This window comes from Bradyrhizobium hipponense, assembly GCF_008123965.1.
Classification (GTDB): Bacteria; Pseudomonadota; Alphaproteobacteria; order Rhizobiales; family Xanthobacteraceae; genus Bradyrhizobium; species Bradyrhizobium hipponense.
Window position 1 is genome coordinate 59,776 of the sequence record NZ_VSTH01000013.1, and the last position, 21,373, is coordinate 81,148.

General features: G+C 64.0%; 18 protein-coding genes. 8 read left to right on the forward strand and 10 right to left on the reverse strand.

Features of this window, described 5'->3' with window-relative positions; translation table 11 throughout:
- Window positions 1-69 precede the first annotated feature (69 nt).
- Genes FXV83_RS02255 through FXV83_RS02285 form a run of 7 tightly spaced genes read left to right on the forward strand, consistent with a single transcriptional unit; the run spans window position 70 to window position 8,082 of the window.
- A complete protein-coding gene (locus FXV83_RS02255) occupies window positions 70-1,875 on the forward strand; it encodes a gamma-glutamyltransferase family protein (RefSeq protein ID WP_148737348.1) in 1,806 nt (601 codons plus the stop codon).
- A 10-nt stretch (window positions 1,876-1,885) separates the two neighbouring features.
- The gene (locus FXV83_RS02260; RefSeq protein WP_148737350.1) at window positions 1,886-2,596 is read left to right on the forward strand and encodes a DUF1028 domain-containing protein; all 711 of its coding nucleotides are present in this window, start codon (window positions 1,886-1,888) and stop codon (window positions 2,594-2,596) included.
- Window positions 2,593-3,582: an ABC transporter ATP-binding protein gene (locus FXV83_RS02265; RefSeq protein ID WP_148737352.1), complete on the forward strand. Its 990-nt coding sequence runs from the start codon at window positions 2,593-2,595 to the stop codon at window positions 3,580-3,582. The genes FXV83_RS02260 and FXV83_RS02265 overlap by 4 nt, the downstream gene beginning before the upstream one ends.
- A complete protein-coding gene (locus tag FXV83_RS02270; protein ID WP_187435602.1) occupies window positions 3,582-4,682 on the forward strand; it encodes an ABC transporter ATP-binding protein in 1,101 nt (366 codons plus the stop codon). Before FXV83_RS02265 ends, FXV83_RS02270 begins: the two co-directional genes overlap by 1 nt.
- Window positions 4,683-4,705: 23 nt before the next feature.
- Window positions 4,706-6,217 carry an ABC transporter substrate-binding protein gene (locus tag FXV83_RS02275; protein WP_148737356.1) on the forward strand — a complete coding sequence of 504 codons (1,512 nt, stop codon included), beginning with the start codon at window positions 4,706-4,708 and terminating at the stop codon, window positions 6,215-6,217.
- A 31-nt stretch (window positions 6,218-6,248) separates the two neighbouring features.
- The gene (locus FXV83_RS02280) at window positions 6,249-7,190 is read left to right on the forward strand and encodes an ABC transporter permease (protein WP_148737358.1); all 942 of its coding nucleotides are present in this window, start codon (window positions 6,249-6,251) and stop codon (window positions 7,188-7,190) included.
- Between the two features lie 4 nt (window positions 7,191-7,194).
- On the forward strand, window positions 7,195-8,082 hold the full coding sequence (locus FXV83_RS02285; RefSeq protein ID WP_148737360.1) for an ABC transporter permease: 888 nt from the start codon (window positions 7,195-7,197) through the stop codon (window positions 8,080-8,082).
- A 122-nt stretch (window positions 8,083-8,204) separates the two neighbouring features.
- On the opposite strand, the gene cnbZ is transcribed toward FXV83_RS02285, so the two are convergent.
- The 8 genes from cnbZ to FXV83_RS02325 all read right to left on the reverse strand — a co-directional run bounded on the left by cnbZ (window position 8,205) and on the right by FXV83_RS02325 (window position 19,130).
- On the reverse strand, window positions 8,205-8,951 hold the full coding sequence (cnbZ, locus tag FXV83_RS02290) for a 2-amino-5-chloromuconate deaminase CnbZ (protein ID WP_148737362.1): 747 nt from the start codon (window positions 8,949-8,951) through the stop codon (window positions 8,205-8,207).
- A gap of 9 nt (window positions 8,952-8,960) precedes the next feature.
- Window positions 8,961-10,211 carry an adenylate/guanylate cyclase domain-containing protein gene (locus FXV83_RS02295; protein ID WP_148737364.1) on the reverse strand — a complete coding sequence of 417 codons (1,251 nt, stop codon included), beginning with the start codon at window positions 10,209-10,211 and terminating at the stop codon, window positions 8,961-8,963.
- Complete coding sequence (locus FXV83_RS02300) at window positions 10,208-10,597, reverse strand: response regulator (RefSeq protein WP_148737366.1); 390 nt, start codon at window positions 10,595-10,597, stop codon at window positions 10,208-10,210. Before FXV83_RS02300 ends, FXV83_RS02295 begins: the two co-directional genes overlap by 4 nt.
- Window positions 10,594-13,173: a sensor histidine kinase gene (locus tag FXV83_RS02305; protein ID WP_148737368.1), complete on the reverse strand. Its 2,580-nt coding sequence runs from the start codon at window positions 13,171-13,173 to the stop codon at window positions 10,594-10,596. The genes FXV83_RS02300 and FXV83_RS02305 overlap by 4 nt, the downstream gene beginning before the upstream one ends.
- A 146-nt stretch (window positions 13,174-13,319) precedes the next feature.
- On the reverse strand, window positions 13,320-16,415 hold the full coding sequence (locus FXV83_RS02310) for a multidrug efflux RND transporter permease subunit (protein WP_148737370.1): 3,096 nt from the start codon (window positions 16,413-16,415) through the stop codon (window positions 13,320-13,322).
- Between the two features lie 68 nt (window positions 16,416-16,483).
- Complete coding sequence (locus FXV83_RS02315) at window positions 16,484-17,674, reverse strand: efflux RND transporter periplasmic adaptor subunit (RefSeq protein ID WP_148737372.1); 1,191 nt, start codon at window positions 17,672-17,674, stop codon at window positions 16,484-16,486.
- A gap of 1 nt (window position 17,675) precedes the next feature.
- Window positions 17,676-18,377 (reverse strand): TetR/AcrR family transcriptional regulator, encoded by a 702-nt coding sequence (locus FXV83_RS02320; RefSeq protein WP_148737374.1) that lies wholly within the window; start codon window positions 18,375-18,377, stop codon window positions 17,676-17,678.
- Window positions 18,378-18,461: 84 nt separating this feature from the next.
- Window positions 18,462-19,130: a GntR family transcriptional regulator gene (locus FXV83_RS02325; protein WP_148737376.1), complete on the reverse strand. Its 669-nt coding sequence runs from the start codon at window positions 19,128-19,130 to the stop codon at window positions 18,462-18,464.
- A 112-nt stretch (window positions 19,131-19,242) separates the two neighbouring features.
- Between FXV83_RS02325 and FXV83_RS02330 the strand changes: the two genes are divergently transcribed.
- On the forward strand, window positions 19,243-20,211 hold the full coding sequence (locus FXV83_RS02330; protein WP_210250717.1) for a DMT family transporter: 969 nt from the start codon (window positions 19,243-19,245) through the stop codon (window positions 20,209-20,211).
- A 13-nt stretch (window positions 20,212-20,224) separates the two neighbouring features.
- On the opposite strand, the gene FXV83_RS02335 is transcribed toward FXV83_RS02330, so the two are convergent.
- Window positions 20,225-20,815, reverse strand: a complete 591-nt coding sequence (locus FXV83_RS02335) for a thiamine pyrophosphate-dependent enzyme (protein ID WP_148737378.1) — start codon at window positions 20,813-20,815, stop codon at window positions 20,225-20,227.
- Window positions 20,812-21,354 carry a phosphonopyruvate decarboxylase gene (locus FXV83_RS02340; protein WP_148737380.1) on the reverse strand — a complete coding sequence of 181 codons (543 nt, stop codon included), beginning with the start codon at window positions 21,352-21,354 and terminating at the stop codon, window positions 20,812-20,814. The genes FXV83_RS02335 and FXV83_RS02340 overlap by 4 nt, the downstream gene beginning before the upstream one ends.
- Window positions 21,355-21,373: the final 19 nt, after the last annotated feature.

Below are 21,373 nucleotides of genomic sequence, written 5' to 3' on the forward strand. Positions count from 1 at the left end.
CCTGCGCATTGGCGGCACGGCATTGCCTGTGATCAATTGCGCGCGCCGCAAATGAGGTACTGAAGTCCAATGGCCAGCATCGTCAATCCCGATCCCTTCACGACGAGGCCCGAGATCGAGGGCACTTTCGGGGTCGTTACCAGCACGCACTGGATTGCGACCGCCGTTGGCATGGCCATTCTGGAAAAGGGCGGCAATGCCTTCGACGCCGGTGTCGCCACCGCCTTCACGCTCCAGGTGGTCGAGCCGCATCTGAACGGTCCCGGCGGCGACGTGCCGATCATCGTGCACGACGTCAAGCGCGGCCGCACCGAGGTAATCTGCGGCCAGGGTCCGGCACCGGCGCGCGCGACTATCGCGCATTACAAGAGCGAAGGCCTCGACATGGTGCCCGGCACCGGCCTGCTTGCGGCCTGCGTCCCCGGCACGTTCGAATCCTGGATGATGCTGCTGCGCGATTACGGCACGCTGCGGCTGCGCGACGTGCTGGAGCCCGCCATCTCCTACGCGCGCGACGGCTATCCGCTGGTCGAGCGCGCTTGCGCCACGATCCAGACCGTCGAGCAGTTGTTCCGCCAGCACTGGCCGACCTCGGCCGCGGTCTACCTGCCGAACGGCGAAGTGCCGAAGCCCGGCACGCTCTTTACCAACAAGACGCTCGCGGCAAGCTACGCTCGCATTCTCAGCGAGGCCGAAAGCGGTGGCGGCGGCCGCGATGCCGAGATCGAGCGCGCACGAAAGGCCTGGTCGCAGGGCTTTGTCGCAGAGGCGATCGACAAGTTCTGCCGTACGCAAGAGGTGATGGACGTCAGCGGCTCACCCCATCGCGGCGTGCTCTCGGCTGACGATATGGCGCGCTGGCAACCGACGGTCGAGGCTCCCCTCACTTACGACTATGGCCGCTACACCGTCTGCAAGGCCGGCGTCTGGAGCCAGGGTCCGGTGACGCTGCAGCAGCTCGCATTGCTGAAGGGATTTGCACTCGACGGGCTCGATCCGACCGGGCCGGAGTTCATCCATCTCCAGATCGAATGCGCCAAGCTCGCATTCGCGGACCGCGAGAAATTCTACGGCGATCCCAAGTTCAACGAGATCCCGATCGCGACACTGTTGTCGGATGCCTATAACGACGAGCGCCGCAAGCTGATCACCGACAAGGCCTCGCTCGAGTTCCGGCCCGGCTCGGTCGAGGGGTTTGGCGGCGTCGTGAAGCTGCGCCGCACCGAGGGACAGCGCGAGGCGGTCGGCGCGCTCGGCGCCGGCGAGCCGACGGTGGGACGCTTCGGCGAGGTGCGCGGCGACACCGTGCATTTCGACATCATCGACAAGGCCGGCAACATGGTCTCCTCGACGCCGTCCGGCGGCTGGCTGCAATCTTCGCCGGTGATCCCGGAGCTCGGCTTCTGCCTCGGCAGCCGCGCTCAGATGTTCTGGCTGGAGGAGAGCCACCCTGCCTCGCTCGCGCCGGGCAAGCGGCCCCGGACCACGCTGTCGCCGACGATGGCGCTGCGCGACGGCGAGCCATATCTGGCCTGGGGTTCGCCCGGCGGCGACCAGCAGGACCAGTGGATCACGCAGTTCTTTCTGCGGCACGTCCATTGCAACCTCAATCTCCAGGAGGCTATCGACGCGCCGGCCTGGCATTCCGAACATTTCCCGATCTCGTTCTGGCCCCGGACCTCGCGCCCCGGCGTGCTCGTGGTCGAGAACCGCGTGCCGAAGGCGACGATCGAGAATTTGCGCGAGCGCGGGCATATCGTAGAGGTCGGCCCCGACTGGTCGGAAGGTCGCCTCACCGCGGCCTCGCGCGTCGGCCCGCGCCGCCGCGCCGCTGCCAATCCCCGCGGCATGCAGGGCTATGCCGCAGGGCGCTGATGGACAACATATGACCTGGTCGATCATCGCGCGCGATCCTGCCACCGGCCAGTTCGGCATTGCCGTTGCGACGCGCTTCTTTGCGGTCGGCGCGCGTGTCCCCTTCATCGCCGCCGGCCTCGGCGCCATCGCAACGCAAGCCCTCGTCAATCCCTATTACGGCATCGACGGCGCCAAGCTCTTGCGCGAGGGCCTGAACGCACACGACGTGCTCGCCGCTCTGCTCGCGACCGACGACGGCCGCGAAAGCCGCCAGGTCCACATCATGGATGCCAGCGGCGAAATCGCTGCCCACACGGGCCGCGACTGCATCGATTGGTGCGGCCATATCGCCGGCAGCGGCTTTTCCATTGCCGGCAATATGCTCGCAGGCGGCGACGTGCTCGACGAGACGGCAAGAACCTATATCGCCAATGATAACCTGCCCTTTCCGCGCCGCCTGCTCGCTGCCATGCGGGCGGGCGAGGCCGCCGGCGGTGACAAGCGCGGCAAGCAATCGGCAGCGCTCCTGATCCACGGCGAAGAGGAATGGCCGGCACTCGATCTGCGCGCCGACGATCACCCTGATCCGCTCGGCGAACTTGAACGGCTCGAGCAAGTCAGCCACGAGCTCTGGGTGCACTTCCGCGACTCGCTGCCGACCCGGCGGAACCCTGCGGGCAACACCGATCGCAGCGTCATCGACGCCAGCATTGCCGCAGCGCGCGCAAGGCAATCATGAGCGCGGCCCCTCTCATCGACATCAAGGATCTCCGCATCCGTTTCCACGGCGACGACGGCCGCGTGACCCATGCGGTCGACAGCATCGATCTTAGCGTCGCCCATGGCGCCACGCTCGGCCTCGTCGGAGAATCCGGCTGCGGCAAAAGCGTGACGTCGCTCGCGATCATGGGCCTGCTGCCGAAGCAAAGCGCGGAGATATCAGGCGCGATCCGCTTCGACGGCTTTGACCTGCTGAAAACGTCGGACCAAACTCTGCGCGACCTGCGCGGCAACCGGCTCGCGATGATCTTCCAGGAGCCGATGACCTCGCTCAACCCGAGCCTGACCATCGGCGAGCAGATCATCGAGACGATCCTGCGCCATCGCGGCGGCGCGCGGCGCAGCGCGCGCGAGCGGGCGATCGAGCTGCTGCGCCGCGTTCACATCCCCTCGCCGGAGCGGCGGATCGACGAATATCCGCACAAGCTGTCCGGCGGCATGCGCCAGCGCGTGATGATCGCGATGGCGCTTGCCTGCGATCCGCGGCTCCTGATCGCCGACGAACCGACCACGGCGCTCGACGTCACCCTGCAGGCGCAGATCCTGGAGCTGATGCGCGAGTTGAAGGCGGCGAGTGGTGCCGCCATCATCTTGATCACCCACGATCTCGGCGTGGTCGCCGAAGTCTGCGACGAGGTTGCGGTGATGTATGCCGGCGAGATCGTCGAGCGTGCCCCGGTCGACGAACTGTTCTCCAAGCCGCAACATCCTTACACTGTCGGCCTGCTCGGCTCGATCCCGCGGCTCGATCATCGCGCCGATCAGCTGGCGACAATCGAAGGCATGGTTCCGAACATGGCGCAACCGCCTGCCGGATGCCGCTTCGCCGCGCGCTGCCCGTTCGTACGTGACGTCTGCACCCGGGCGCCGCCTCCGCTGGTAGAAGTCAGCCCCGGCCATCTCTCGCGCTGCATCCGGGCGCCGCTCGAACTTTTGGTATCGTGATGGCACTGCTCGAGGTCGAAGGCCTGGTCAAGCATTTCGTCGCCGAGCGCTCGCTATTCGGCCGTCCATTGGCGCACGTCAAGGCAGTCGACGGCGTTTCCTTTGCGCTGGACGCAGGCAAGACGCTGGCGCTGGTCGGCGAATCCGGTTGCGGCAAATCCACCGTCAGCCGCCTGGTGCTGCGGCTGATCGAACCGGATGCGGGCAGCGTTCGCTTCGACGGCCGTGATCTGCTCTCGCTCGACGCGGGCGCCTTGCGCGCGTTCCGCCGCGAGGCGCAGATCATCTTCCAGGATCCCTACGCCTCGCTCAACCCGCGCATGACCGTCGGCCAGATCCTGACCGAGCCGCTGGCACTGCACGATCTGGTGCCGCCGGCGCAGCGGCGCGAACGCGTCGAGGAGCTGCTGCGGCTGGTGGGGCTCGAGCCACGGCTGGCACGGCGTTACCCGCACGAGTTTTCCGGCGGTCAGCGCCAGCGCATCGCCATTGCGCGCGCGCTCGCGGTCGAGCCGAAGCTGATCATCTGCGACGAGCCGGTCTCGGCGCTCGACGTCTCGATCCGCTCGCAGATCCTCAATCTCCTCCGCGAGCTGCAGGACCGGCTCGGCCTTGCCTACATTTTCGTCTCGCATGATCTGGCGGTGGTCAAGCACATCGCCGACCACGTGGCGGTGATGAATCTAGGCCAGATCGTCGAGACGGCGGAGGCGGATGCGCTGTTCGCTGCGCCCCGCCACCCCTATAGCCGGGCGCTGCTGTCCGCGATCCCCGTGCCCAAACCGCGGGCAAAGAGCAGTCGGATTGTGCTCCAGGGGGAGATCCCCAGTGCGCTCGACCCGCCGCCCGGATGCCGCTTCCACACCCGCTGCCCCTACGTCGTCGAACGCTGCCGCAGCGAAATGCCAATGCTCCTGCCGGATGGCATCGGACATGCAACAGCTTGCCACCGAATATCGGAACTGCCGTCGTCCGAGGCGACCGTCCCAGCGGACGGCGGCTTCTCGCCGGTTCTTGAAAAATTGGTCGCTGCCTTCAGCGGCGGTACGGAAGCAGTCCGCGGCGGCGGGGTTAGTTCATTGGGAATGGACCCGGCATAGCCGTAAAACAGAGGTTAAGAGCGATGCGTCCTATCCGTTTGGCAATCCTGGCGTCGGCACTGCTGACATCGCTGATGGGCGCAGCCCACGCCCAGACCACGCTTCGCATCGGCATCGCCGAAGACCCTGATATCCTCGATCCCAGCATCGGCCGCACCTATGTCGGACGCATCGTGTTCTCCGCCTTCTGCGACAAGCTGTTCGACATCGACGAGAAACTCAACATCGTGCCGCAGCTCGCGCTGTCCCACGAGACTTCCGCCGACGGCAAGGAGATGACGATCAAGCTCCGGCCCAACGTCAAATTTCATGATGGCGAGCCGCTGGATGCCGAAGCCGCAAAATTTTCGATCGAGCGGCACATGACACTGCCGACTTCGTTCCGGAAGTCGGAGCTCGCCAGCGTCGATCACGTCGAGGTCGTCGATCCCCTCACCATCAAGCTGGTGCTCAAAACCCCCTACTCGCCCCTGATCGCCCAGCTCACCGACCGCTCCGGCATGATGGTCTCGCCGAAGGCGGCGAAGGAGGCCGGTGACAAGTTTGGCCTGCATCCGGTCTGCGCGGGACCGTACAAATTCGTCGAACGCATCCAGCAGGACCGGATGGTGTTCGAGAAATTCGCCGACTACTGGAACAAGGACAACATCCATATCGATCGTGTCGTATTCCTGCCGATCATCGATGCCACGGTGCGCCTCGCCAACCTCAAGTCCGGCGGACTCGACCTGATCGAGCGCGTGCTCGCGACCGACATCAAGGACGTGCGTGCGGATTCGCGGCTCGTGCTGTCGACGGCGCCCGAGCTCGGCTATTACGGCCTGACCGTCAACATCGGCAACGACAAAACCAAGGGACCGCTCAGCCAGTCGGCGAAAGTGCGTCAGGCGCTCGACCTGTCCATCGATCGCGAGGCCGTCAACCAAGTCGTGTTCAATGGCGAGTTCACCCCGGGCAATCAATGGGTCAGCCCCACGCACCCTTATTACCAGAAGGCGTTTCCGGTCCGTGGCCGCGACATTGCGAAGGCGAAGGCGCTTCTGAAGGAAGCGGGCATCACCTCGCCGGTGACCGTCGACTACATGATTCCCAAGGGCGCGGAGAACGAAGCCGTGGCCCAGGTTATCCAGTCCATGGCCGCGGAAGCCGGCTTCGACATCAAGATCCGCGCCGTCGAATTCGCGACGACCTTCAAGCAGGCCCAGGCCGGCGAATTCCAGGTCTTCCAGATCAACTGGAGCGGCCGCATCGATCCCGACGGCAACTCTTATATCTTCATGCGCAGCAAGGCTCCGCAGAACGACGGCGGGTATTCGAACCCGGAAGCCGACAAGCTGATGGAAGATGGCAGGCTGACCTCAGACGCCAATGAGCGCAAGGCGATCTACGAAAAGCTGGCCAAGATCGTGCTCAATGATTTGCCGATCATCTATATCTATCACCGCAAGCTCCTGATCGCACACACGACCAAGCTCCAGGGGTACCGGCAGATGCCTGACGGGCTGGTGCGCGTTGTCGGGCTGAAGTTCAAGTGATCGGGGCGACGCCTCTGACGCGAGCCGAACCATGCTGAACTTCCTCGCCCGCCGCATCGTGCAGATCGTGCCGACGCTGTTCTTCGTGTCGGTGCTGATCTTCTCGCTCCAGCAATTGCTGCCGGGCGATCCGGCGCTGGTGATGGCCGGCGAGGAACGCGATCCGGCCGTGATCGAGCAGATCCGCCAGCAATACCAGCTCGATCAGCCGATCGCCGTGCAGTACGCCTATTGGCTCAAGGGTGTCCTCACCGGCAATTTCGGAGAATCGCTGCGCAACAAGATGCCGGTGCGCGAGCTGATCGCACAGAAGCTGCCGGTGACGCTCCAGCTCGGCTCGATGGCAATGTTGATCGCGTTCCTCATTGGCATTCCCGCAGGCATCGTCTCGGCGGTGAAGAAGGGGACCGCCTGGGACTACGGCGCCAATTTGTTCGCGTTGTGGGGAATCTCGACGCCGAATTTCTGGCTCGGGATTCTCATGATCTTCCTGTTCTCGATTGAGCTCGGCTGGTTGCCCGCCTCGGGCTATGTACCCCTCACCGAGAACTGGCGCGCGAGTCTTGCCGCCACGATCATGCCGGCCTTCGTGCTCGGCAATGCGATTTCCGCGGTCCTGATGCGGCATACGCGCAGCGCCATGCTTCAGGTGCTGGAAAGCGACTATGTCCGCACCGCGCGCGCCAAGGGCTTGTCGGAGCGCTCCGTGATCCTCAAGCACGCCCTGCGCAACGCGCTGACGCCGGTCATCACACTTGGCGCGCTCGAGCTCGGCACGCTGCTCTCGGGCGCCGTGCTGACCGAGCAGATATTCTCGATTCCCGGTTTCGGCAAGCTGATCGTGGACGCCGTATTCAATCGCGACTATGCCGTCGTGCAGGGCGTCGTGCTGGTAACGGCAACGGTCTACATCACGCTCAACCTGGTTGCCGACGTCGCCTACATTCTCGTCAATCCGCGGTTGCGGGGCTAGCCTCATGACCGACGCCGCCCTGCCCGCCGTACCCGTTGCGCAAGCTCACGAACTGGACAGTCCGGCGCGCCGCGCCCGACGACGGCTGTTCAAGCGCAAGGCAGCCGTATTCGGCCTCGTCGTGATCACGATGTTCATCGGCCTTGCGCTGCTCGCGCCGCTCATCGTGCCATACGATCCCATTGCGACGAGCTGGAGCCTGGTGCGCAAGCCGCCCACCGCGGCGCATTGGTTGGGCACCGACGAGCTCGGCCGCGATATCCTGAGCCGCGTGGTCCACGGCGCGCGGGCGTCTCTGCTCGCAGGCCTCATCTCGGTCGCGATCGCGCTCAGCATCGGCGTACCGCTCGGCCTGCTCGCCGGCTATCGCGGTGGCTTTGTCGATGCGCTGATTAGCCGGATCACGGATGCGATGCTGGCCTGCCCGTTCCTGATCCTGGCGATCGCGCTGGCGGCGTTCCTCGGTCCGAGCCTGACCAATGCCATGATCGCGATCGGCATCTCGGCAACTCCGATCTTCATTCGCCTGACCCGCGGGCAGGTGCTGAGCGTCAAGGCCGAAGACTACGTCGAGGCGGCGCGAGCGCTCGGCAATCCGCCGTGGCGGATCGCGTTCTCGCATATCCTGCCGAATATCCTGCCCGCACTGCTGGTGCAGGCCACCCTGTCGATCGCAGCTGCCATCATCGCCGAAGCGGCGCTGTCCTTCCTCGGCCTCGGCCAGCAGCCGCCCGCACCCTCCTGGGGCAGCATGCTCAACGCAGCGCAGCGCTTCCTGACCCAGGCGCCATGGATGGCGATCTGGCCGGGGCTCGCGATCTTCCTGGTCGTTCTATCCCTGAACCTGCTCGGCGATGGCCTGCGCGACGCGCTGGACCCCCGCCAGCGCTAGACGTCCCCCATGGTGAGGAGCGCGCCCTTGCGCGCGTCTCCGGACGACGCTTCGCATCGCCGGGAGAACCATGAGAGCCCGTGGCGATCCTTCGAGACGCGGCCTGATGGAGGATGAGGAGTTCAAATGATCACTTCGCGCATGACGCGCCGGCAGTCCATCTCGTATTCGAGGTCGACCACCGGCGGCCGTGCGTAATGCCAGGTGAGGCCGGAGCGCAGCGCGCCACGGCGGGCCAACTCGTCGGCAAGCGCGTGGTGGAAGTCGTGGACGGAATAGGCCTGCACACCGGTCGTGTCTTTCCAGCCGAAGCCGAACGCCGTCATCCGATTTTCCATCTGTGATGTCGTCGTGAAGCGCACCTTCTCGCGCATGCCTTCTGGGCTGAGATCGCGGTAGCGTACTGTGCGCTCGACATAGGTGCCGCTGCCTTCGCGCGCCTCCGCACCGCCCGAAATCACGAAGCTCGGCGCCTTCGCCTCGGTGGGGCGAGTGAACGAGAATGCATAGAATGACGGCTCTGACGGCGGATCGATCTCGGGACAGACATTGCTGCGAGCCACCGGATTGGTCGTGCCGTCGAAGATGCCCCATTCGGACAGCGTCTTCACATAATGCAGGTTGAACGCGCGAAAGCCTTCCTCGCTGAAGGCCGCCGGCGAGCGCAGCTCGCAGGCACAGAAGGCAGTCAAAGGCCTCCCCGCATCCTGGATGAACTTCGCCGCGAGCGCAAAACCCTCGGCGAGCGGCACGAGACGGTCGAACCGGACGCGCTCGATCTCATAGCCGTCATTCGCAGCCGTGCCGGCCGAATACTGGAACACGGAGGGAATGAAACGATAATTGCCGGCGGAAAACTCACGAATCATGATGAACTCCTAGTCCAGTTGCATGCGGATGCCCTTGGCGCCGTTGAGCAGGCGCTTGAGGTGAAAGCCGGCCAGCGCATCGCCGGCGTGCATCCCGACCAGCGCGGCAAAGGCGGGCATGGCGGCCGTGTCGCCGGCCGCCATCTTGGCGAAGGCTTCGGAATACAGCGCTGTCGCCCGCGCTTCGAATTCCGCCGGCGGCAGCGGCTCGAATGCGCGCAAAGGTTCGCTGCGTCCGCGCAACATCAGCTCGCCCACGGGGCGTCCCTGGAAATTCTCGGCCGCTTCCGCGACGCTGGCACTGACGCAGATACGAGTGCCCAGATGCTTGTTGGCGGCCTCCAGTCGCGCAGCGATGTTGATGGTGTCGCCATAGGCGGTGTAGTCGAAGAAGCGGTTGCCGCCGAAATTGCCGACCAGCGCCGGCCCGGCATGGGCGCCAATGCGGGTGGTCCCGAAGTTCACGCCCCTGGCTTTCCAGCGCGCGCAAAAATCCTCCGCCCAGGCGTCGAGATCGTGGGCACAGGCCACAGCGCGCGTCGCATAGTCCGGCTGGTCGCCGGGTGCATTGAACAGCACCTGGATCGCATCGCCGATGATTTTTGCTACCGTCCCCTCGTGTGCGAACACGATCTCGGTCATGCCGCCGACATATTCATTGAGGAGCTCGCCGAGCGTCTCGGGCGCCGCGCTCTCCACCAGCGACGTGAAGCCGGTGATGTCGGTGAAGATAGTGGCAACATCGCGCCACTGCACCTCCATGCCGTCGCCGCCGACGTCCGCGGCCAGGCGTCTGGCGATCTCCGGTGAGAAGTAGCGCGACAGCGAAGCGTGCGCGCGTTCGGCCTCCATCTGGCGGCGCCGCGCTTCGCGCAGCACCTCGACATGGCGGATGGTCTTCTGAATCGTGGTCTCCAGATCGGCGAAGTCGATCGGCTTGGTCAGAAAGTCGAACGCGCCGCGGTTCATGGCGGTGCGAATATTGCTCATGTCGCCATAGGCCGAGACGATGATGGTCGACTTCTTGTCCTCGGCCTCCTGGAGCTTCTGCAACAGCGACAGCCCATCCATCCGCGGCATATTGATGTCGGCGACCACCATGTCGACATGCGGATGGCGCTCGATCGACTCCAGTGCCTCGAGCCCATCTCGCGCGAACATGAAGGTGACCAAACCATCGCGAAGCTGCCGGCGGAATTTTTGCAGGATCAACGCCTCGAGGTCCGGCTCGTCGTCGACGAAGAGGATGGTCGGGGTCATGCCGCCTGCCCGAGCCTCGTATCGATCTCCTGGCGCAACTGCGCAAAGTCGATCGGCTTGGTCAAGAGCCCAACGGCGCCGCGCTCGATCGCCTTCCGGCGCGTTTCGGCGTCGCCGTAGGCCGTGATCATGATGACGGGAACGTCCGGCCGCTCGGCGCGCACCTTCGGCAGCATGTCGAGCCCGCTCATGCCGGGCATGTTGACGTCCGACAGAATCAGAATCAACGATGGGTCGCGAACATTGGCGGCGCGCTCGAGCGCGACCGGCGCCGAAAGCGCAAACTCCATCTGGAAGCGTCCCGATCGCAGATCGCGCCGGAACTGCTGCCGAAACAGCGCCTCGACGTCGGGCTCGTCGTCGACGACAAGAATATAAACGTTCAAGTCTTGCCTCCAGTAGTGCCTCGCGCCGCCAGCATACGTGGCAGCGTGATGATAAACTCGGTGAATACACCCGGCTCGGTTTTCACGTCGATCGTTCCGCCGTGCTGTTTCACGACGATGTCGTGGCTCATGGAAAGACCGAGCCCGGTTCCTTCGCCCGCCGGCTTGGTGGTGAAGAAGGGATTGAACATCTTCTCCTTCACCTCCGGCGGGATGCCGGTTCCGTTGTCGCGTATTCTGATCTCGACCCTATTGCCGAGATTCTTCGTCGACGCGCTCAGCGCCGGCTCGAAGCCGTCACTCTTGGCCTCTTTGCGCTTCGACGTGGCGTAGAAGCCGTTCGAGATCAGGTTGAGCAAGACCCGCGTGATCTCCTGCAGATAGATATCGAGCATGCCGGCGGCCGGATCGAAATCGCGCTTCAGCGTGACGTTGAAGCCGGGCCTTTCGGCGCGCGCGCCGTGATAGGCCAGATTGAGGCTCTCCTCAACGATGGCATTGATGTCCGCCGGCCGATGCTCGCCGGAGCCTTCGCGTGAATGCAAGAGCATATTCTTGACGATAGAGTCGGCGCGCTTGCCGTGCTGCACAACTTTTTCGAGGTTACCCCTAAGCATATGGGTCAGCTCGTCGACCTCTTCCTTCGTCTTGCCGTCGAGGCCCAGCGATTCAAGAACCTCATTGAGCTCATCGATCAGCTCAGTCGAGACCGATGAGAAATTGTTGATGAAGTTGAGCGGATTCTTGATCTCGTGGGCAATGCCGGCCGTGAGCTGTCCGAGCGAAGCGAGCTTTTCGGTCTGGACCAGGCGATCCTGCGTAGTGCGCAATTCGTCGAGAGATTGCGACAATTCCTTGGTGCGCTCCTGAACTTCGTCAAATAGCCGGACGTTCTCGATCGCGATCAGAGCCTGGTCGGCGAATGTCGTCGCAAGTTCGATCTGCTTGGTGCTGAACGGGCGCACCATGTGACGTGTCAAGACGAACACGCCGATCGGCACGCCATCGCGCAGCAGCGGCACGCCGAGCATGGTTCGCACGTTGGAGGTCCTTCGAGCCGCAGAGGGGGCATAATCGGGATCCGCCTGCACGTCGGGGACGTGGATCGTCCTGGCCTCCAGCAGGGTACGTCCGACCACGCTTCCTCTCTCAGGCACGCTCGTGAATGTGGCGAGGTGATTTTTCTGCACGTCTCCGAGTCCATGGCTTGCCGCCAGCCGATAGCCCTCATCCATCGGACGGAAAATCGTCCCTTCGTCCGCGTCGCACAATCGGGCCGCTGATTCGACGAGAGTGTCCAGGACGGTTTGCAGGTCGAAGGCCGAACGACTGATGACTTTCAACACCTCTGCCGTTGCGGTCTGCTGTTGAAGGGATTCACTCAGTTCCGCGGTACGTCGCTCGACCTTGTTTTCAAGGTCGGCGTAGGATTCCTGCAGCCGCGCGCCCATATCGTTGAACTGATTGGCGAGCCCTTCGAGCTCGTCGCCGGTATGAATCGAGATGCGCTGCGAGAAATCGCCGCCGCCGATCCGCTCGGCGCCCGTGCGCAGCGCCTGGATCGGACCGACCATGCGCCGCGCGAGGAATACCCCGGCGAGCACCGCGAAGATCGACGCTGCGAGGAGCACGATCGCGAGCCGTTGCAGCGAGGCATAGAGCGAGGCGTAGGCCTCCTCGACTGGCAATTCCACGAACATGATCCAGCCAAGCGGCGCGATCGGCGCGGAGGCCGTCAGAACCTTCTGCCCCTGGATGTTGGTCGCCTCCTGCAATGCGTCCGGCATAGTGCCGCCACCTGCCCGAGCCCCGTGCACCTGCTCGAGTCCCGACATGTCGGTGTTGCGCAGCACGAGACTGATGTCAGGATGCGCAATCAAGCGGCCCTGCGATCCCACCACATAGGCATGCCCGTGCTCGCCGACCTTGATCTGGGAGACCACGTCCCAGATCAGCTTGAGGTTCACCTCCGCTATGCTGACGCCGGCATCCTTGCGCGCGCCGGCCAGCGCCAGGCTCATGTAGGGCTCCGACTCCCGGCGGAAGTAGACCGGCCCGTAATAGACTTTGCGTGTGACCGCCTCCGTGAACTTCGGATCGCCCGACAAGTCGATGCCGCTCTCGATCGCATCCATGGCCAGGCGCGAGACGCGCAGGCGCTCCTTGCCGGCCGCGTCCACCTCGGCGAGCTCCGTGATGGCAGGTACCTGGCGCAGCAACCGCAGCGCATCGAACCGGCGCTGCTCGATCGAGCCGGCTGACCAGGGTAGCTGCGTGGTCCAGCCGAGCTGGCTCTCGATCTCCTTGACGAACTGGCCGATCTTGGCCGCGGCCGCCTCGGCCTGCTCGTGCTGGACCCTGATCAGCGACGCCTTGTGCTCACGATAGTAAAAAAGCACCTCGAATAGGCCATTGGCCAGCAGCGCGACCGCGACCACGGCCACGAACAGGGCGACATATTTGGTGAACAGCCGGGTCCTGATCCCTGGCCCCGCCACACCGGACACGACGCCCTCCGCCGCGGCGCTCGGCAGCTTCCTGGCTTGCGGGGTGTCGGGATGGAGGGAAAGGCTCATCCCGCCAAACCTAGCAAGAAGGCCGGACCTTGTCTCTCGCAAGCAAGGGAAAGAGCGCGGGATCATGTCCGGTGCCCGGGGGCCAAAACAAAGAGGGCGGCAACGGATTGACCGCTGCCGCCCTCTTATTCAGGTGCCTCAAGGCTTCAGGTTGGCCGCAGCGCCTTGGAGCCGAGGTCGAGATCGGCGACCTGCTTGTTCCGCTCGGAATCGGCCACCGCGCGATGGTCGGTCGCCAGCACCACGTAGACCGCGGGCAGCACGAACAGCGTGAACAGCGTGCCGATCGACATGCCGGCGACGACCACGAGGCCGATCGAGAAACGGCTGGCCGCGCCCGCACCGGTCGCGGTAAGGAGCGGGATCAGGCCCGTCACCATCGCCGCCGTGGTCATCAGGATCGGCCGAAGGCGGATGCGTGCGGACATCTCGATGGCCGAGCGGCGGTCGAGCCGCTCGTTGACCTGGAGCTCGTTGGCGAACTCCACCATCAGGATGCCGTGCTTGGTGATCAGGCCCACCAGGGTCAGCAGACCGACTTGGGTGTAGATGTTCATCGTCGCCATGCCGAAGAACAGCGGGATCAGTGCACCCACGATCGCCATCGGCACCGAGATCATGATCACGAGCGGGTCGCGCAAGCTCTCGAACTGCGCCGCCAGCACCAGGAAGATGATGACCAGTGCGAAGCCGAAGGTGACCGCGAGCTGATTGCCTTCCTGAACGTACTGCCTGCTGTCAGCGAGATAGGCGTGGCTGAAGCCTTGCGGCAGCTTCTTGGCCTCGCCCTCGAGGAAGTCGACCGCCGCACCGACCGTCACGCCGGGCATCGGCACCGCCGAGAACGTCGCCGAATTGAGCTGATTGTAGTGCGTCAGCGAGTTCGGGTCGGTCCTGGTATCGATCGACACCACCGTCGACAGCGGAAGCTGCTGACCGGTGTTGGTCGTCACATAAAAGCCACCCAGCGAATCCGGCGAAAGCCGCTTGCCGCGCGGCACCTGCGGAATGACCTGGTAGGAACGCCCCTCGAGGTTGAAGCGGTTGACGTAGTTTCCGCCGAGCAGCACCGCGAGCGCGCTGCCGACGTTCTGCATGTTGATACCCAAATCCTGGGCCTTGGTGCGGTCGACCTTCACCGTCACTGTCGGCTGATTGTAGGCGAGATCGCTGTCGGAGACGATGAACATGCCGCTCTTGCGCGCGGCGTCCTTCAGCTTCTCCATCTGCTCATACACCGTCTGGAATCCCGCGGTGGAGTTGATCACCATCTGCACGGGCAGGCCGCCCGGTCCGCCCGGCAGCGGCGGCAGGTTGAACGCAAAGGCCTGCACGCCCTCGATCTTGGAGAGTTCGGCCTGCACCAGCGGCTTCAACTGGATCGACGAACGCTTGCGCTCCTCCCACGGCTTCAGCAGCATGCCGGCGATGCCGCCCTGAGGGCCGTTGATGCCGTTCAGCACGAAGCGCAGATCGGTCTCGGGAAACTTCTGGAATTTCTCGTCGAGCTTTTCGCCATAGAAATCGACATAGTCGATGTTGGCGTATTTCGGCGCTTTGGTGACCGCGAACACGATGCCCTGGTCTTCCTCCGGCGCGAGCTCCTTCGAGGTGTGCATGTAGAGGAAGCCGACCAGCCCGAGAATCGTCACCGCGAACAGGCCGGTGATGGCCTTGTAGTCGAGCGAGCGATCGAGCCTGCGGCCGTACCACCGCGTCATGGCGCCGAACACCTTGTTGACCAGCTTTGCGAACCGGCCCTCTTCGGTGTTCTTCAAAAGCACCGAGCACATCATCGGCGACAGCGTCAGCGCGATCACGCCGGACACGATCACCGAGCCTGCGAGGGTGAAGGCGAATTCGCGGAACAGCGAGCCGGTGAGGCCGCCGAGGAAGCCGATTGGCGCGTACACGGCCGCGAGCGTGATCGTCATCGAGATGACGGGACCGACGATTTCGCGCGCGCCCTGCAACGATGCCTGCACCGGCGTCTTGCCCTCTTCCAGATGCCGATGGATGTTCTCCACCACGACGATGGCGTCATCGACGACGAGACCGATCGCGAGCACCATGGCGAGCAGGGTCAGCAGGTTGAAGCTGAAGCCCAGCGCCAGCATCAGCGTGCAGACGCCGATCATCGACAGCGGGATGGTGACGACGGGAATGATCACCGAACGGAACGACGCCAGGAACAGGAAGATCACCACGATCACGATGATCACCGCCTCGCCCAGCGTCTTCTCCACTTCGTCGATCGACGATTGGATGAACTTGGTCGAATCGTAGGCGACCTTCATCTTCATCGACGGCGGCAAATTGCGCTCGAGTTCGGGGAACAGCGCGCGCACGCCCTTGACCAGCGTCAGCGGGTTGCCCTGCGGGGTTGCCTGCACGCCGATAAAGATCGCGTGCTCGCCGTTGAAGGCGACGCTCGCGTCCGTGCTTTGGGCGGCAAGCTCGACGGTGGCAATGTCCTCCATCCGCACGAAGCCGCCGTCCTTGGCCTTGACGATCATCTTCTTGAACTGGTTGACGTCGGTGAGACCCGTGTTCGTCGAGATGTTCGAGACGATGAGGTAGCCCTTGGTCTGGCCCGCGGCGGACTGGAAGTTGTTGGCGGCGATCGCTGCCTGGACGTCAGCCGGGGACACGTTGCGGCCAGCCATCTTCGTCGGGTCAAGCCACAGCCGCATCGCAAAGGTCTGGCCGCCGAGGATGTCGGCCGAGGCGACGCCGTCAACGGTCGACAGCACCGGCTGCACCACGCGCGTCAGATAGTCGGAGATCGCCGAGCCCGACAGCTCCTCCGAGGAGAAGCCGAGATACATCACGGCCGTGGTCTGGCCCGTCGTCTTGGTGACGATCGGGTCGTTCGATTCCTTCGGGATCAGATATTTGACCGAGTTCGTCTTGGCCAGCACCTCGGTGAGTGCCTGGTTCGGATCGAAGTTCAGCTTGATGTAGACCTGGATCGTCGAGGTGCCGAGCACGGAGGACGAGGTGATGTAGTCGACGCCCTCGGCGGAAGCGACCGCCTGCTCGATTGGCGTGGTGATGAAGCCCTGGATCAGGTCGGCCGACGCGCCGGGATAGACGGTCGTGATGTTGATGACCGTGTTCGAAAGCTTCGGATATTGCCGGATCGGCAGCACCATCGCAGCGCGCAGGCCGATCAGCAGGATCAGCAGGCTGACGACGACCGACAGGACCGGACGTTTGATGAAAATATCGGTAAGGGCCATCGCGGCGATCTCGATTTCTTTGTCTCAAGATGCGTGATCCGGCCGGGCCGGATCACGCGAATGTATGGTTAGTAGCGCGGCGGCTGCGCCGGGATCTGCGGGGCCGCATCAGCGGAAATCGACACCGCCGCGCCCGATTGCAGCTTGAGCTGGCCGACGGCAACGACCTTGTCGCCCGGCTTCACACCTTTGAGGATTTCAACGCGACCCTCGACCCGGCTGCCGGTCTGCACGAAGGTGCGCACCGCGCTCAGGCTGGTCTTTCCGTCTTCTTCCTTCTTCTCGGTGATCACGAACACGGAGTCGCCGTACAGCGTGTAGTCGACCGCCGTCTCTGGCACGGTGATCACGGCCGGCTTATCCGGCAGCACCACCGTGGTGGTCACGAACATGCCGGGCTTCAGGATCTTCTCCGGATTGGCGACGGTGGCCTGCACGCGGATGTTGCGGGTGTCGGCCGAAATCTGCGGCTCGATCGTGGTGATCTTGGCGTCGAAGGTGCGGCCCGGATAGGCGTCGACCCTCAGCCGAACCGATTGGCCGACCTTGAGGTTGCCCGAGTCCTTTTCCGTTACCGTGAAGTTGGCCCACAGCTCCGACAGGTCGGTCAGCGATACGATGGCCGTACCGGCCGTCAGATACTGTCCGACCTCGACCTTGCGGACGCCGAGATCGCCGGAGAATGGTGCGCGCACCAGCTTCTGCGAGATCAGCGCCTCAGTCTTGGCGATGCCGGCCTGCGCCTGGTCATAGGCCGCCTGCGCCTGGTCGACGGTCGCCTGCGGACCGAACTGGCGCGAGGCCAGCTGCTTGGCGCGGTCGAGCGACAGCTGCGCGACGGTTGCCTGCGCCTTGAAGTTGGCGAGATCGCCCTGCTCCGGCGTGTCGAACAACTGCACCAGCGGCGTGCCGGCCTCGACATGCGTGCCCGGCTCGAACTTGATCTCGGTGACGCGGCCGTTGACGTCGGCGCTGACGTCGACCTGGTGCACGGCGGCAAGACCGCCGACCGCGGTGAGCAGGTTCGGTATGACCTCGGACTTCGCCTCGGCCGCGCTGACGGCAACCGGCGGCGGCTTGTTGTTGGCGAAGAACTGCTTGATCATCTGGCCGCGGAAATAATTGAACCAGACGAGACCACCGACGAGCACGCTCAGCAGCGTGCCCACGATGATGAACCACAGCACCGGTCGAACCGGACGCTTGGGAGCCTTGTCGATCGGTTCGCCCGAAATCTTGTGTTCGGTTACGATGTTCATGTCATGCGCTTTCTGCAATCGCCTTCTTGCCCACACCCGGCGCCAAAGCGCGGTCCAGATGCGAAGCAATTGCGGCGTCGTTAAGTCCGATACCCCTCAGGAGAAACTCACAGAGCTGGCGCTCCAGATCGTTCGCCCTGCCGTAGGCGAGGCAGGGCGTGGCCGGCAGCCTGGTCAACGCAGCCGTCATCACCGAATGATGCGCGAACCAGAACAGATTGAGCGGGTCGCCGGTACACGGTCGCGCGTCGCCGGCGGCGACCGCGCGCTCGAGCGAAGCGACGAAGACCGCGCCGATCAGCATTTCGATCTTCGCATATAGCAAACGCGCGAACTCGCCATCATCCAAATGGCTCGTAGCCATCAATCGCAGGCGCTGGGCCTCTTCCTGATCGGGGCCGTCGGCGATATGAAGGAAATGCTGGACCATGCCGCGGATCAGTTCGACCAGGGTGACAGTCGAGGGCTCCCGTTCCAGCAGCTCCATCAGCGCCGGATCGGCCTCGCACTCATCGCTGAGAATTTCAGCGTAGAGCGCCGCCTTGGACGGGAAGTGCTTGAACAGCAAAGCCTCGGAAATAGCAGCGGCGGCCGCCACGCTCTTGGTCGTGGTGCCGGTATAACCGTGTCGGGCAAAGCAGCGCTTTGCGGCGCCGAGGATCAATTGACGCCTCAGGTCGCCCGTCATTCGCAGTGAACTCATATGAGTGAGTAAGCACTCACCCACGCAAAAGTCAAGCTAAATGGTGCGATGCAACCTGCGTGATGCCCCGAAATCGGCAGAAGCTCAGCGCGCCCCGACAATCGCAAACCCGCGGGCGCGCAGTCCGCGCCGATCCGCGTTCAACGAGCGCAGCAGGCGATCCCGCGTATCGCGCACATGGGCAGAAGCCTCGCGCGCGGCCTCTTCAGACTGTCCACTACGGATATAGCCCAGGATTCTGCGATGCTCGCTCCAGGCCTGCTCGCGCGAGGACTCGGTCCAGACCTCCAGCCAACGGGCTCGCGAGAGCCTGATCATCACCGCCTCGATGGCGGTGACGAGAAACTTGTTACCGCTGAGGCGGGCGATCTCGACATGGAAGTCGGTGCCAACCTTGTGCCACTCCTCGCGCGGCACCTCCGGCCGACAGGCATTGAGCATCTCCTCGATGGCATCCAGATCCGGCGGCGCCGCACGAGCGCAGGCAAGCCGCACCGCGGTCACCTCAAGGGGTTCACGAAATTCAGCCAAGGCTTCGATTTCGCCGAGGTCGATCGGGGCAACGGTCCAATTCCGTCCGTCCCGCTGCACGAGGCCCTCGCCTTCCAATCTGGCCAGCGCCGCGCGAACGGGCGTGCGCGAGCTCTGGAATCGACCTTCCAGCCAGCGCTCCGTCAGACGCTCGCCGGGCCCAAGGTCGAGCGAGAGAATCATTTCTCTGAGTTGATCGTGGATCAGCAGCATCTGCGACACGCCGATACCTCCCGTCTCCGCTCGCGATTGTGAGCTTTGGTATCCTTTTCTGGTATCCCATTCAACCGTTCTTTGGTATCCCAATTCGGTATTCCGAGGAAGGCGGTGAGGAATGACGACAGCCACCGGCAGCCATGACATGTCAGATGCGGTCAGCCCCGGCCGCCCGGTCTCTGCCGCTCACAACCTCGTTGGTGTCGGCCTGGCAGCCGTAGCAGCAATGGCGTTTTCGCTGCGCGCGATCTTCGTCAAGCTTGCTTATGAGGACATGAGCGATCCCGTGACGCTGCTGGCGCTGCGGATGATCTTCTCGTTGCCGTTCCTGATTGCGGCACTTGGGCTTCATCTCCGCTCCTCAGCTGCTACAGCCCCACTCACACGACGAGACGCGCTCGCCCTCGCGGCGCTGGGTTTCGTCGGCTACTACCTGTCGAGCTTTCTCGACATGGTCGGACTGCAATTCGTGGCCGCAGGGATCGGCCGCCTGCTGCTGTTTCTGTATCCGACGATCGTGGTGATCATTTCCGCGCTGGTTCTGGGCAAGCGGATTTCGCGGCGCGAAGTCGTTGCGCTCTTGATCACTTATGCGGGCGTCGCATTGGTGCTCTCCGGCCAGTTCGACAAGCCCAACGCGAACTTCTGGCTGGGGGCTCTCCTGGTGATGCTCAGCGCAGCCACCTTCTCGATCTACCTCGTTGGCAGCGGCGAAGTCGTTGCAAGGCTCGGATCGATCCGCTTCACGGCCTACGCGACCGCGGCAGCGAGTGTCTATTGCATCGTGCAGTTCCTGCTACTGCGTCCATTGAGCGCGCTCGTGCTGCCCATTCGTGTCTACGAGCTCGCTCTTGCGATGGCACTGTTCTCGACCGTGATGCCCCTGTTCATGATGGCGGAGGCACTGCGTCGTATCGGCGCGAGCCGGGTTGCGATGATCAGCGCGCTGGGACCTGCCGCAACCGTGATCTCCGGCTATGTCGGCCTCGACGAGCGGATGACCTGGGTGCAGACGATCGGTGGTGTCCTGATCGTGTCGGGCGTCCTTATCGTCGCCGTTCACGTCCGCAAGCTGGACAAGAAGTAGGACCAACCGAAAGCTAGATCGGCAGGAACCCGAGGTCGCCGCGCAGCCGGTTGACGATGTAGGTGCCGTCGCGCGAGGGCAGTATCCGCGCCAGTTCCGCGCTATCGATCTTCACATTGGCAAAGCGCGGCCCACCCACGACGTCATGGACGCATACGGCGAAGCTCTCGACCTCTGCCATGGTCGAGATCGCGCAGGCGTCCGCGATGCCGCAGGCCCTGGCGACGCCGACGAGATCGGCCGCCGCTGAGGTGTGGCTGATCTGGCCGCCGGTCTCGCCGTAGCACTCGTTGTCGAGCACGACGATCGACAGGTTGGGCGGCTTCTGCAGGCCGATGGTGGCGAGGCTGCCCATCCCCATCAGCATCTCGCCGTCGCCGGTGATGACCAGCACCGGCAGCTTTGGCTGCGCCAGTGCGAGCCCGAGCCCGATCATCGCGGCACCGCCCATGCCGCCCCAGAGATAGAAATTGCGCGGATGGTCGCCGGCGGCGGTGATGTCGTTGGTGGAGGCACCTAAGCCGCCGATCGCGACGACATCCTTGCGGTCAGCCAGCAGCGTCGAGACCACCTGACGGCGGTCGAGGAGATTGGCCTTGCTCATTTGGTGAAAACCTTGGCGCCGATCAGGCGCTGTGACAGCAGGACGGCCGTTGGTGTCAGCGCGTTATAGGCCTGCGCTGCGGCCGCCTCTAACACCGCGGGCACCTCGGCCGCATTGGAGGCTCGCAGTACCTTGATGCCGGAGAGCTCGAACACGCCCTGCGTGGTCGATCCCATCGGCACCTGCCACGGATTGAACTCGCCCCACTCGCCACGCATGGTCACGAGGGTGAGGAACGGAAAGCGCAGGATCGGGATCAGCGACAGCATGTTGATGCAATTGCCGACCCCGCTCGACTGCATTAGCAGCACGCCGCGCTGGCCGCCGGTCCAGGCGCCGGCCAGGAGCGCCACGCCCTCCTCCTCCGTCGTCAGCGGAATGCCCCGCATCGTGGACGATGCCAGCACGCGCTGGATCAGCGTCGAATGGCCGGCATCGGGCACGTAAGGCACCTGCCGGACGTCGTAGCGTTGCAATGTCGCGAAAATGTCGTCGGGCCAGTTCGGGGCCGTGTCGGCTGCGTCAGCGCGGGCGTGCATTTTCCTGTCCGTCGGCTAC